Genomic DNA, 12,770 nt, shown 5'->3' with positions numbered 1-12,770 from the left:
CTGCACGGATAGCTCACTGATCTGCTGTCTGTTTGCTGCAGTGCTGGACAGGAATAACTGAGATTCAGACCCGACATCGGTGATGTTGTTGCGTAGCTTGAACTGTTCTTCTTTTTTTTCGATTTCTTCGAGTTCGGCGGTAAGGTCGACGAGCTGTTCGTCTATGAAGGCGATGGTGTTGAGGGCAGTCCTGTTCTTGTCGTCCTCGGTTTCCATGTTGTATACTTCAATGAGTTTTTCGAGGAGTATTTTGCCTTTGAGTGGGTGCTGCTGGTTGATGGAGATCTCAATGACCGAAGCGAGCTTGTTGACGATGCTGACCTCCAGTTCCTGTGCCAGGGCCCTTCCGATGGCCACATGGTCAAAGAAGCTGATCCTGACGGGCTGCTGGAGGTTTTCGAAGATAGGGTTGTAATCGGGATTGGGGTCCACGGAATAGGTTCCGAAGAAGTTGTTTATTTTTTCTCCGTAGGAGAACGATCCTATTCCGGCAAGTGGATCGTCGACGGTAAAGGAGTTGTCCCCGGCCGCTTCCAGTATGATATAGTTGCGGTCTACTTCCGGTTGGAACTCGTTGATTTCATGGATGGTGATTTTGAAGGGTACCTCATTACCGTAGATTTCCTTCCACCTCATCCATCCCCTGGGAACGTAGAAGTTGTTGTTGAGCCCGAGTTCCTGGCAGGCCTTGATCATGAGGCTCTGGGCCTTGAAGACCTCGGCTTCGTTTTCTACAGAAGATGAGGGTGCAAATCCCATCATGTTGTTGACCACTGCATTTGAGCTGAAGTCGGCACCTTTTTCCTTGTCCTTTAGCAGGAGGGTGGCTTTGATCTGGAACTGTGGCGTTGAAAAATGTGCCACGAGGAAGGCCACTGCCAGGCAGAGCGCAATGCCTGCGGCAAACCATTTCCACCTGGAGAGGTACTTGAAGAGCAGGAGTTTGTAGTTGGTGCTGGTTTTGCCCAGTTTTCTGTTCTCCTCTTCTTCTAGTTCTTTGATTATTTCAGATAAGTCCATTTTGATATTGTGATGTCGGAATTGTTATTGTCGGTTTTACTGCATTGCCCATCTGAGGTTCACGAAAATGACGACCGCCAGACTGAGGGCTGTTGAGATGATGGAGAAGGTTCTTGGGTTGGTATCGGCCTGTATGGCCTTTGTTTTGTAAGGTTCGACGTAGACCACATCATTCTGCTGCAGGTAATAATAAGGGGAGGAGAGTACGGCTTTGTCGTTGAGGTTGAGTCTTGCGGCGGTCCTCATGCCGTCTTTTTCCCTGATGACCAATACGTTTTCCCTTTTACCGTATGCGGTCATGTCCCCGGCCATGCCGAGAGCTTCGAGAACGGTGATTTTTTCGGTAGGGATGACCAAAGAAGCGGGCTTCTGCACTTCCCCGATAACGGTGACCTTGAAGTTGGTGAACCTGATGTTGACGATTGGGTCCTTTACATATTCGCTGACAAGCCCGGCCATTTTGTCGACGGCTTCCTGTTTGGTGAGCCTGTTCAGGGATATTTTACCGATGACGGGATAGTTGATGAAGCCGTCCTTGTCGACGAGATAATTTTCGTTGACAGGGCTGGAGACGACGGTATTGGCCCTGTCGCCTGAAGGCATTAGGACGCCGACGTTGAACAGCATATTGGATTCTGGGTTGAGACTGGTGACGGTGATGCTGAGCAGGTCGTCGGGCTGGATCCTGGGTTCGGTAAACTGTCCCACCGGAACGGAGTAATCCTCATAGGTTTCGATGTCGCTGAAGTATACGAGGTTCCTTTTGGCACAGGAAAAAAGGGTAAGGGATAAAAGCGTAAGGATAAAGAGTTTCTTCATGGTATAGATGTAATTGTCAAAACTGAAATATATGAATAAAATTCATGTATTGGTACAGCTTCGCCCGGTCAGTCACATTTTAAAATTGTGTATGAAATTATGAAAAGGAAAAGAAGTAAGTTTTTTTGTGAAAAGGACCTTTTCTTAATTTGCCTTCAAAAGTAAGGATAAATTATTTGAAATGCAAAAAAATGAATTTAAAATACATAAAAATAAATTTAAAAAACGTATAGGTTTGTGTTTAAATCATTATCTGTTTTGTGAACCTAAGTTGTTGAAATAGAAGAGGATTTTTCAAAATCCAAGTTTTGATAATGATTTTCACAAAAAAACCAAGACCGTAATTCCGATCTTGGTTTTTCATCTTTTGTATATAATATTTTTGGAATTATTTTTCCAATATTTCTGAGGAATTCGAAATGTTTAATTTTTCCATTAAATCGATCTTTAATTTATCAGAGGTAGGAGATTGAAATTTTCTTCCAAAGAGTTTATCTGAATTTAATAAATTTTTCCAATCACTCTGATCTAAAACAGCAGGACTGTTACCATTTCTGAACTCCCAATCTATATAAAATAAATTGTCATTTACCACACTTTCTTTGTAAGGTGAATTCATGATAATTGTCTGAAAAAAGGATTCCTCAGGACCAAATACGTATTCATGATTATCCAAAATTTTGGGATTTTTTGATAAAAAATCTAAACAGTATTTCATGCAATTTCCAGTAATTGAAAACCAACATGAACCACCATAAATGGAAGGTAAATTATTGACTGTCCCCCTTTTGATGCCAAAAATCTTTTGGAACTTTAATGTTAGCCTTATCATAAATTTCCCGAACCTGCTCTTGACATTGAATAAGTCATATAAGTGGTAAAATTGATACCTATCCAATCCTCCATTATCCCATCTTTCTGTAGGAACGGGAAAATATTCGATAAATTCCTTCCCTTGATTTAAATGGAAAAATTTCAGGATTTCTTCTGATCTTTTTATTGGGAAATCTTGACCGCTAGCAGTATGTAAATAAGCATATTCATCATCTTTAAGTGCTACTTGAGCTAGCTCCAAAATTGCCTTAAGAATCCGTGTCCCTCCCCATCTGATGAGATATTTTCTACTTATAAACCTGACGTTTGGGTGAGATTTTAGTTCTTCAATTTCGTCATCAGTTAAAAATGCTTTTTTGTTAATATGTATATAGAAGAAAAAATTCGGTCCTAAAAACTCAATGTACTGTTTTAAATGAACAAGGTTTTGGTGGGCAAGCAATAAGACTGCGTGTTTTTTCATAAAGATTGAGATTAAAGAGGTAGGGGTTTAAAAAGTTTTTAATATAATGTTTTAAGGGCTAAAGCTCTTAAAACATTATTAATATACAACAAAATAACAGTTAAATTTATCTGACCTTTTTAGACAAATTTATTGATGATCTAACTCAGTTTTATAAAGTTCCAAGTATTCCAGAATTCCACCTTTAAGGTTATATAAATTTTCAAACCCAAACATATCTTCTAACTCCCTAATGGCTTTAGCACTTCTGCCTCCAACTCTGCAGTGGACGATTACTTGTTTGGATCTCTCAATTTTATTAACTTCTTCAAGAATCCTGTCAAGTGGAATTAGTTCACCGTTTAAGTTTGATTCATTGTATTCAAATGCTTCTCTGACATCTATTAATTGAAAATCGTAGCCTTCTGTCTTGAGTTTATGGAATTCTTCAACTGTTATTTCTTTGACTTTTCTTTCTACGGCTTTCATTCCGCAAAACTGTTCATAATCAACTAAGGTGGTTATTGTCGGCTTTTCTCCATTTAATGGATTACTTGCTTTTCTTTTGATAGAAAAGGTTCTTGATTGGAATGTCAAAGCATCAAATGTATATAATTTACCACTTAGTGGTTCACCGACACCAGTGATCACTTTTATTACCTCTAATGCTTGAAGGCTTCCAATGATTCCTGGAAGAACTCCAAGTACGCCACCTTCTGCGCAGTTTGGCACCAATCCAGGAGGTGGTGGAGTGTCATAGATATCTCTGTAATTTGGTCCTAAAATCCCTTCCTTATCAGTATAATTAAAAACAGCTACCTGCCCTTCGAATTGAAAGATGGAGGCATATACATTTGGTTTGTTAAGTAGTACACAGGCATCATTTACCAAATACCGAGTTGGGAAATTGTCGGTTCCGTCTGCTACAAGATCGTAGTCTGAAATGATTTTGAAAGCATTTTGGGAGGTCAGCTGAGTATTATGGGTTATGACCTTGATATATGGATTGATTTGTTCCAATCTATTTTTAGCAGCTTCTACTTTTGGCACACCTATTTCACTCATGCCAAAAAGAACCTGTCTCTGAAGATTACTATCATCAACCACATCAAAGTCAATAATTCCTATTGTGCCAACGCCAGCTGCTGCCAGATAAAGCAACATGGGACTTCCTAATCCTCCTGACCCTACAACAAGCACCTTAGCTTCTTTTAATTTTTTTTGCGCTTCAAATCCAAAGTCAGGAATGATGATATGCCTGTTATATCTGGAAAGCTCTTCTTTTGAGAAAACAGAATTTTGATCTGAACCTCCAGCAATGGCAGGAACGATACTGACAGAACTGGAAGAATTAATTTTTGTGTGCTTATCCTCCAAATTTCTTATATCATCTTCACCAACAAAAATGTTTAAAAATGAAGGAATTTCTCCTTCCCCTGTAAACAAATAATTTCTAAGAGGAGGGAACTCTGAGGACAGTTTTTCAAGAAGTTCAGCAACGTTTTCAGCTTCAATTTGAACTTTTGCTGAATTGTTGGTAAACTTTCTCAAAGGTGTAGGAATAAATACTGTAGCCATGGTTTTTAGAGATTTGATAATTTTATTTTTTCTTCTTCAAAAATCGAATTGTTATTTAGTTTCCATGATTTAATATCAGAAAATTTTTGATTCATCAGGGAAATTATAAAGTAAGATAATCCGGGGAATGCTAAACTTCGATCTGTTCCAGAAGGTAAAGCAGTAGCATTAATGTGAGTGTGATAAACACCGAGGACTTCCAATTCATTATTCATTGCATAATTTTCAGCTTTTAAAAAATCCGATGAAGAAATTTCATACCTGAAAACTTTGTTTCCTTTGCTAACATTTTGAACGGGTAAGAATGCACTTGTTGTTTTTGTATTTTCTGTTGTCGTACCAAACAAAAAACCACAACACTCTTCCGGTACTTTCTCGACTACCTCAATAATTTGTTTTAAAATACTTTTTTTAAAAATAATCACTGTTAAAGATAATTCTAGTTAAATTTTAATTATTCAAGAAACTTTTGTTTAATTAGAAGAATTATGGATAAGATCCTCTATTTGTGAAAAATGTGGACTTTCCTTTAATGACTCAATTAGTATGGGTACGATTTGACCATAATCAGAAACGACTGCCTTTTCTGCCTCGAGAAACTTAGGAGAAATGCCCCATTTGAGAATATTTATGGTGTCTTGTTTATTAACAGTACTTAAGGATTGTTTAAATAATTCAACAGAACCTTCTATTAACAAATTCTTCACATTTTGCTCTCCATCAATCTTATGAAGTTTATTGATCAAATCTTTTAGATAATCTATTGAAACAGGAAAAATGCTTGAAATGATAATGTCTTGCTCTTCATTCAATTTTCTTTTTTGATTTTCATAAACATTGATAAGAAGATTGAGTTCGTTGGGCTGGTTCCAGTCCAATTGTCCTCGGAAAAATTTCTCTTTATATCCTTTAGGGTTTCCACAGAAAATAACCGGTATTTTTCTTTTATATTCTTTGATGTAGAATAAGGCAATCTCAAGACTCTCAACTGGCCACTCTAAATTTCTGACCATTAAAAAATTTGATTTTTCAGGCTCTAAATAAAGCAAGGCATTAAGCATCAAATAGGATGCTTCCCCAAGATTTTGCGCAGTCACAAACTTTCCTGGCGAATGAATTTTAACAGCATCTTCAAATCTTGCATATTCATTTAATTGCTTATCCATTAAGCTGTTGCAGTAAATATGGGTGAACCTTACCATTCCATACTGAACTCGCCCTTTTTTCGCGAATGAATCCAGGATATATTCACACATTTTTTTTGAAGCTGCATATACCTCTTCTGTTAGATATCTACTAGCCTTACCTGTTGAAGAGAATATCAGTTTTTGAACACTTGGCGTATTTTCGCAGGCATTTGCCAAATTCCAAGTGCCTAAAACATTTGTTTGTACAGTCTCTGTGATATGTAATTCAGCATATCCTGGATCCCTCACCGCTGCAGTATGGAAAATAATTTCTGGTTGATATTTCTTAAAAATTTCCTGTAATTTTTTTTCATCTCTGATATCACAATTCACTTTTGAAATTTTTTTACCTAAAATAAATTCTTCAGAATTTTCTGTTATTCTGTTATCTAAGAGGATGATTTCTTTTGGATCAAATTTCAGCAAGTCATTAAAAAGGGTAGTACCTACATCACCAATGCCACCTGTAATCAAGCAGATTTTATTTTTCAGTTCATGATTGATTTTTTCAAAAGGGAGACTCAATTTCCTGTTTTTGGCAGGTTCAAAGGGATTCTGCCAAAGTCTACCTTGTTGGTCATAAACTGAAATCAAATCTTGGGTCAGTTCCACTAATTTTCTATAAGATTCATCATTGGAAAAAAAGGGGCTATACTTCCAGATTTTCTCAAATATTTCTTGTACTATCATGTTGATATAAAATAAATCTCATTCATGAATGGTTCTAAAAATTTAATTAATTAATCGTTAATTTACAATCTAATTTTTAAAATATTCAATTTGTTCTGCTCTTAATTTGTCGCATAATCTTTCTGGGGGCAACTCAATATCTTCATAGGTCAAAACAGTGTCTTTTGGGATATCTCTTTTTAGTTGGCAACCCTCGGCCAGGCCTATAGGAAGTAAATTTTCTTTCAAGGATATTTCATAATTTTCACATAATCCATAAGTTTTGTACCCTCCAAGCCCATCTATTTTTTCCCCTTTTTTTAAATCAGTTTTTGCCGTTGCGACAACATCTACCATTGGTTTGCCAATTGGAGTTACTGCTGCATCATTGAAAAGCACTGCTCTTGCTATGGTTAAAGGAACTTCGAAATGGCATAGATGATATGGATTGTAGAACAAATACAATGGGCCTGTACCCGCTTTATATAAGTTCAAATAATGTTGCTGTTTGGGATCATCATGAGTTGCAAGGATATAAACTCCTGGACCTGGCTCTGCACCGACAACATAGTCGACAATTCCATCTCCTTCTAATAGTGCATCTAAAGGATATAGGTTTTGGACAATATCCTTAAGGTGGGTGCCACTTGCAACAGTGGGTCCAAACATTCCTCTTTTGGCAACTTTCATTCCGGTCGCATTTGCGACAATTGCTTGTTCGAAAGATATCTTGGTACCATCAGCAAAAGAAGTGACCATGTAAGGGTTTTGTCCCCATTGTTTAGCAAACCCTTCTTGTGTAGTTGGGTTTCGGTATGGATCATGAAGCCCTTTGATGTTACCGCATAGGACAGGTTTTAATCCTATTGATTTTACAAATCTATAGAGATTCATTTCTACCCCAGGTTGGTCCCCGTCTACATTTGTCAGAATAACTCCAGCTTTGTCTGCATATACCTTTAAGATTGGACCTATAGTACCATCCACCTCAGCATTCATCATGATGACATGTTTTTTAAAATCAAATGCTTTAAGGATTATCCTGGAGGAAAATTCTATCGACCCGGTCACTTCAATTATAGCATCAATATCTTCAGCTTCACAAATGATATCAGGATTGTCTGTAATGCTATATTTTCCCTTTTTGATTAGGTTATTTAAATCTGAAAGAGAAGAAGTATAAGTGATATCTTCTATACCCGCTTCAGCATAAGCTTCTCTGGCTTTTTCTATTGTTCTATTGTAAATAACAACTAATTCCATGCCTGGGACTGAGTTGCAAATTTGGTTAGCAATCCCTTTACCCATAAAGCCAGCCCCTATCATGGCTACTCTAACAGGGTTGTGAGAATCCTGTCTTTTTTGTAAAGCTGTGTCGATTAAAATCATGACGGTTTTTTGATTTAGAAATTAGGAATTGCCTTGTCTTTTGCAGAAATGACCTGAGGGGGTATTGGCCACTGTATATTGAATTTTGGATCGTCCCAACGTATGGCCCCTTCATAACCTGGAGCATAAAATTCAGAAACCATATAGGTGATTTCTGTGTGATCTTCCAGCGTGATATATCCGTGGGCGAAATCTTCAGGAATATAAATCATTTTGTGATTTTCTGAAGTTAACTCTACCCCAAACCATTCACAATATGTGGGTGAGTCAGGTCTAAGGTCTACGATGACATCAAAAATGGCACCCTTAGTGCACCTGACAACTTTACATTCCTTAAATGGAGATTTCTGGTAATGCATGCCCCTTAATGTGCCTTTTGATTTATTATAGGATACATTTGTTTGACGAATATTTACATTCAAGCCGTGGTTTTCCATTTCCTTTGCGCACCAAGCTCTTCCAAAAAAACCCCTATCATCATCTATTTTTTGGATATCCAGAATATAAGCCCCTGTCAGATTAGTTTCTTCAAAAATCATAGACTTGTAGATTTAAATTTTATAGATAGACCCAATCATTAAAAAAGGCAGCTCTTATTGTTAAGGTTTCGCAACTCTTCATAAGCCTTGATTTGATTGATTGTGAATTTTTCCATTTCTGACTCATTTTGATAGTATAGGAAATACCATTCGCTGGTGAATCTTGCAAGTTCATCCAAGTTAAATACAGGAGACCAGTTTAAATGAGCAAGTGCTTTATCACAATTTAGTTTTAAAAGCCCAGCTTCAGGAAAGAATTTGTCTTGAGTAAAGGAAACCATCTTTTCATTTGACTGAAAATTCCAATAATGGCTTAATTTTTCCAATAGGGATAAAACTGACGCATTATTTTCTGACCTAGGTCCGAAATTGTAACTCTCTCCAGATAGGGTTTTTTCTTTCGAAAGTTTTGCTGCAAGCTGCAAATAACCACTAAGCGGTTCCAAAACATGTTGCCATGGCCTTGTGGATTCTGGATTCCTAATTTCGACTTTAATTCCACGGCTCCAGGATTGCATACAATCAGGTACAAGTCGGTTTAACGCCCAGTCTCCTCCTCCAATTACATTTCCCGCCCTTACTGAAGCGATCCTTACATTTGGATGTTTTTCAAAATAGGAGTGAAAATATGCCTGAAAGATTATCTCTGCAGCAGCTTTAGAAGCACTGTAAATATCTTTTCCTCCTAATTTATCTGTTTCTCTATATCCCCAAACCCATTCCTCATTATGATAGCATTTGTCTGATGTGATGAAGATTCCAACGCAAGGATTGCTTAAATGACGCAATCCTTCAAGTACATTGGCAGTTCCTACTGCATTTACTTCAAAAGTTTCAAGAGGATTTTCGTACGATAAAGAAACAATAGGTTGGGCAGCCAAATGGAAAACAAAGTCTGGAGAAATTTCTTGGATAAAATTTATGAGATTTTCCTTATCTCTTATATCCATCAAAATATGGTTGATTTTTTTCTCCAATTTTAGGATTTCAAATAAAGAAGGATCCGTTGGGATTTGGTCAGAAATGCCAAAAATTTCCGCGCCATTAAGCAACAGCCATTGCGTTAGCCAAGACCCTTTGAATCCTGTGTGGCCTGTAATCAATATTTTTTTACCTTTGAAAGTTGACATTTTTTAGTTTTAGTCTAATTGATATATTAAAAATTACCATATTTTCCAAGGAGCCCTTTGGTTTATCCAAAGGTCTTCCAAATAATTTTTATCTCTTAATGTATCCATAGGCTGCCAGAAGCCATTGTGCTTATAGGCAAGGAGTTGATTCTCTTTGGCCATGTGTTCTAGTGGATCTCTTTCCCATATACAATCATCTCCTGAGATATAATCAATAGCCGAAGGCTCGACAACAAAAAAGCCTCCATTAATCCAGGCATTATTAACACCATCACCAACTGGTTTTTCCCTGAAATGCTTGACCAATGTTTCTTCTTGTCCTAAAGTGAAGGCACCAAATCTTCCTGGTTGCTGAACAGCCGTCATGGTCACCTTCGCTCCTTGACTTTTATGGAATTCAATACTTTCTCTAATATTAACGTCACCCACACCGTCACCATAGGTTAAACAAAAAGTCTCATCTTTGACATATTCTTCGATTCTTTTAATCCTACCTCCGGTCATTACATTTTCCCCAGTATCTACTAATGTCACCCTCCAAGGTTCACAATGTTTTTTATGTACTTCCATGGTGTTATTACTTAAATCAAAAGTAACATCAGACATATGGAGGAAATAATTTGAAAAATATTCTTTAATAATATGTGCTTTATAACCGCAGCAAATCACAAAATCATTGATGTCATGTGCTGAATAGATTTTCATAATATGCCATAGGATTGGTTTTGTACCAATTTCTACCATGGGTTTTGGCCGAATTCCACTCTCTTCACTAATACGAGTGCCATATCCTCCCGCTAAAATTACTGCTTTCATAAGTGTTTGTGATTAAAAGTAAATGATTGTTAAAGACTGTCTAGGTAATTGATTAGGTATTGGGTAATTTCTCTATTGTTTGACTCAAATTTTTCAGGAACAAAACTATCTACCTTGTTAAGTAGGTCTCTTAGGTTATCGCTTTCATTCCAAGCAAGTAAATAGTTTTCATCCGCAAATTCTTTTAGGAGTTCTGTTTGATGGTCATCTACTACCTCGGCGTATTTTGCTAATCTTGGAATAGCAATTATTTTTTTGTTCTTTTTGAGTCCTTTGATAATGGATCCTGTGCCTGCTTGGGAAATAATTAAGTCTGCCTTATCATAAAGTTCAAGTAATTCTTCCAAAGGAAGAAATGGCTTGAACACCATATGTTCTGATTTGAATTGAGTATGGCCATTTTGAACAATTACTTGATCTGTAATAACACCTTCTTTAATTAAATTTTCTATTTCAAATAAGGGTCTGTCAAATTTTAGGGGAAATGTTCCCAGTAATACAAGTATCATATAGATTTTGAAAGCGGCAGATGAATTTAATAAATTGAACCTATGTAAACTGCTTTTTTATAATGCTTAAGCATTTGAGGCCATTGTACTATAAATTTATCAGCAATTGGATATATGAGATTTGCTGAGGCTGCTTTGGAATTGATTCTTGCAAATGAAAGAATCCAAACCACCTTCGCACCAAATGGTTTTGCGAGCAAACAAAAAGGAACTGCAGTGTGGGAACCGGTTGTGATTACAGCTTTAGGTCTATGTTGGATTAGGATTTTAAGCGCCATCCATGAATTTTTCACTAAGGATATAAAGAAGCTTAATTTCCTGTTTTTTCCTTCAGGTCTTGGTTGTACATAGGCCATGTTGTAGCTGTTCACCAAATTTTCAGTTGCAGCTGTTTTTTCAGTTACTAGAAGATAATCATATCTATCAAACAATTCTTTTAGTTCCAGCATTTGTGCAAGATGCCCTCCATCAGAACACACCATAATGATTTTCTTTTTACCGGTGTTTTTTTTCATTTCTATCTGTCTTAGCTTTTCTGATAATATTTTGAGGCGTATTTGTTACCGTACCCGTAAGTGATTTCCATTTTGGCATCATTGAGTACGATGAGTGGCATTTTGAATTTTTTGTTTTTACGTATGTCCTCGATTGTTTTGATCTGTGCCTTTGAGGAATGTGCGTACCGAACCATGAAGACGGTTATATCGGCAAAATCAGCGAGCATGAAAGCATCAGACACGAGTCCGACTGGAGCGGTATCGATGATGACATAGTCGAATTTGGCGGAGAGTTCGCTGATGAGCATCTTCATTCTGTCACCGGCCATGAGTTCGGAGGGGTCTTCGGTTGTTTTTCCTGCGCCGAAGACAGTTACGTTGTCCAGACCGGGCAACTTCCTGTCGATATCTGAGATTTTGATTTTGTTGTTGGCCAGGTAATCGGATATGCCCTGTGCCTGACTGATTCCTATTGCTGAGAGCATTGCCGGCCTTCTGAGGTCGAGTTCGAGTACTGCCACGGATTTCCCGATCAGGCCGATGCTTGCGGCGAGGTTGATGCTGAAGAATGTTTTTCCCTCCCCGCTGATACCCGAAGTGACCATGATGACCTTTGAGTTGTTTTTGGCGGCAATAGCGGTTAGGTTGCTTCTGATGAACCTGAACTGTTCAGCGATGAGGTTTCTGGTATTTTTGGCAATTACGGGCCCTTTAGGTGTCTGTTTGCTTCTGGAGATTTCGCCGAGTATTTTGGTTGAGGTGAGGGCCTCTATATCAGCCCTGAACTCTATTTTCTCCTCGATGACGTCCCTGATGAAGATAAGTCCGATAGGGAATGCGAGTCCGAGAATAATTCCGAGCCCGTAAATGAGTATTTTTTTTGGTTTGACGGGTTTGTTCGAAGCCCTTGGCGGGTCGATGACCTTTGAGTTGGTGACCGAAGTTGCAGCGAGCGAGAGGGCGGCCTCTTCCCTTTTTCTGGTAAGCAGGAGGTAGTGTTCCTGTTTGATGGCCTGCTGTCTGGAGATGTCGAGGAGTTCCCTTTCGATGACGGGAACCCTTGAAGCCCTTGACTGGAACTGGTCGGAAGTTTCAGTGAGGCTGTTTCTGGAGATAGCGAGCCCGTTTTTGATGTTTCGGATATTCTCGAGGATATTGGTTCTCAGGGATGCGATCTGCTGGTTGAGGCTGACCACGATGGGATTGTTGGGCTGTGTAGTCCTGAGCATTCTTTCCCTTTCTCTCTGGAGGTTGTTGAAAGAAGCGATGAGTTCAGAGAGTGTCTGGTCGTTGATGGACAGCGAACTGGGGACAATTGCCGTGTTTGAGGGATCCTGAGTG

At 38.1% G+C, this 12,770-nt stretch carries 13 protein-coding genes; all 13 read right to left on the bottom strand.

All coding sequences use genetic code 11. The annotated features are described in order from the left end of the window. The coding region (locus tag ACFFIP_RS07655; RefSeq protein WP_382387012.1) for a Wzz/FepE/Etk N-terminal domain-containing protein at positions 1 to 1,020 on the bottom strand (1,020 nt) is incomplete at its 3' end. A 36-nt stretch (positions 1,021 to 1,056) separates the two neighbouring features. Continuing rightward, a complete protein-coding gene (locus ACFFIP_RS07650) occupies positions 1,057 to 1,839 on the bottom strand; it encodes a polysaccharide biosynthesis/export family protein (protein WP_382387011.1) in 783 nt (260 codons plus the stop codon). Between the two features lie 388 nt (positions 1,840 to 2,227). After that, on the bottom strand, positions 2,228 to 3,136 hold the full coding sequence (locus ACFFIP_RS07645) for a beta-1,6-N-acetylglucosaminyltransferase (RefSeq protein ID WP_382387010.1): 909 nt from the start codon (positions 3,134 to 3,136) through the stop codon (positions 2,228 to 2,230). Between the two features lie 129 nt (positions 3,137 to 3,265). Beyond that, a complete protein-coding gene (gene moeB / locus ACFFIP_RS07640; RefSeq protein WP_382387009.1) occupies positions 3,266 to 4,693 on the bottom strand; it encodes a molybdopterin-synthase adenylyltransferase MoeB in 1,428 nt (475 codons plus the stop codon). 5 nt (positions 4,694 to 4,698) lie between these two features. Beyond that, positions 4,699 to 5,118 carry a M67 family metallopeptidase gene (locus tag ACFFIP_RS07635; protein ID WP_382387008.1) on the bottom strand — a complete coding sequence of 140 codons (420 nt, stop codon included), beginning with the start codon at positions 5,116 to 5,118 and terminating at the stop codon, positions 4,699 to 4,701. 48 nt (positions 5,119 to 5,166) lie between these two features. After that, positions 5,167 to 6,405 (bottom strand): polysaccharide biosynthesis protein, encoded by a 1,239-nt coding sequence (locus ACFFIP_RS07630; protein WP_382387007.1) that lies wholly within the window; start codon positions 6,403 to 6,405, stop codon positions 5,167 to 5,169. Positions 6,406 to 6,639: 234 nt separating this feature from the next. Next, positions 6,640 to 7,938, bottom strand: a complete 1,299-nt coding sequence (locus ACFFIP_RS07625; protein ID WP_382387006.1) for an NAD(P)H-dependent oxidoreductase — start codon at positions 7,936 to 7,938, stop codon at positions 6,640 to 6,642. 14 nt (positions 7,939 to 7,952) lie between these two features. Then, positions 7,953 to 8,477 carry a dTDP-4-dehydrorhamnose 3,5-epimerase gene (rfbC, locus tag ACFFIP_RS07620; RefSeq protein WP_382387005.1) on the bottom strand — a complete coding sequence of 175 codons (525 nt, stop codon included), beginning with the start codon at positions 8,475 to 8,477 and terminating at the stop codon, positions 7,953 to 7,955. Between the two features lie 38 nt (positions 8,478 to 8,515). Then, a complete protein-coding gene (rfbG, locus tag ACFFIP_RS07615; RefSeq protein WP_382387004.1) occupies positions 8,516 to 9,607 on the bottom strand; it encodes a CDP-glucose 4,6-dehydratase in 1,092 nt (363 codons plus the stop codon). A 33-nt stretch (positions 9,608 to 9,640) separates the two neighbouring features. Beyond that, on the bottom strand, positions 9,641 to 10,423 hold the full coding sequence (gene rfbF / locus ACFFIP_RS07610) for a glucose-1-phosphate cytidylyltransferase (RefSeq protein WP_382387003.1): 783 nt from the start codon (positions 10,421 to 10,423) through the stop codon (positions 9,641 to 9,643). A 29-nt stretch (positions 10,424 to 10,452) separates the two neighbouring features. Beyond that, positions 10,453 to 10,932, bottom strand: coding sequence for a PssE/Cps14G family polysaccharide biosynthesis glycosyltransferase (pssE, locus tag ACFFIP_RS07605; protein WP_382387002.1), 480 nt, complete (start codon positions 10,930 to 10,932; stop codon positions 10,453 to 10,455). A 26-nt stretch (positions 10,933 to 10,958) separates the two neighbouring features. Beyond that, a complete protein-coding gene (gene pssD / locus ACFFIP_RS07600; RefSeq protein ID WP_382387001.1) occupies positions 10,959 to 11,447 on the bottom strand; it encodes a PssD/Cps14F family polysaccharide biosynthesis glycosyltransferase in 489 nt (162 codons plus the stop codon). 11 nt (positions 11,448 to 11,458) lie between these two features. Beyond that, the coding region (locus ACFFIP_RS07595) for a polysaccharide biosynthesis tyrosine autokinase (RefSeq protein WP_382387000.1) at positions 11,459 to 12,770 on the bottom strand (1,312 nt) is incomplete at its 5' end.

This window comes from Fontibacter flavus, assembly GCF_042432905.1.
GTDB classification, from domain to species: Bacteria; Bacteroidota; Bacteroidia; order Cytophagales; family Cyclobacteriaceae; genus Fontibacter; species Fontibacter flavus.
This window is presented reverse-complemented; position numbering and strand designations above follow the sequence as displayed.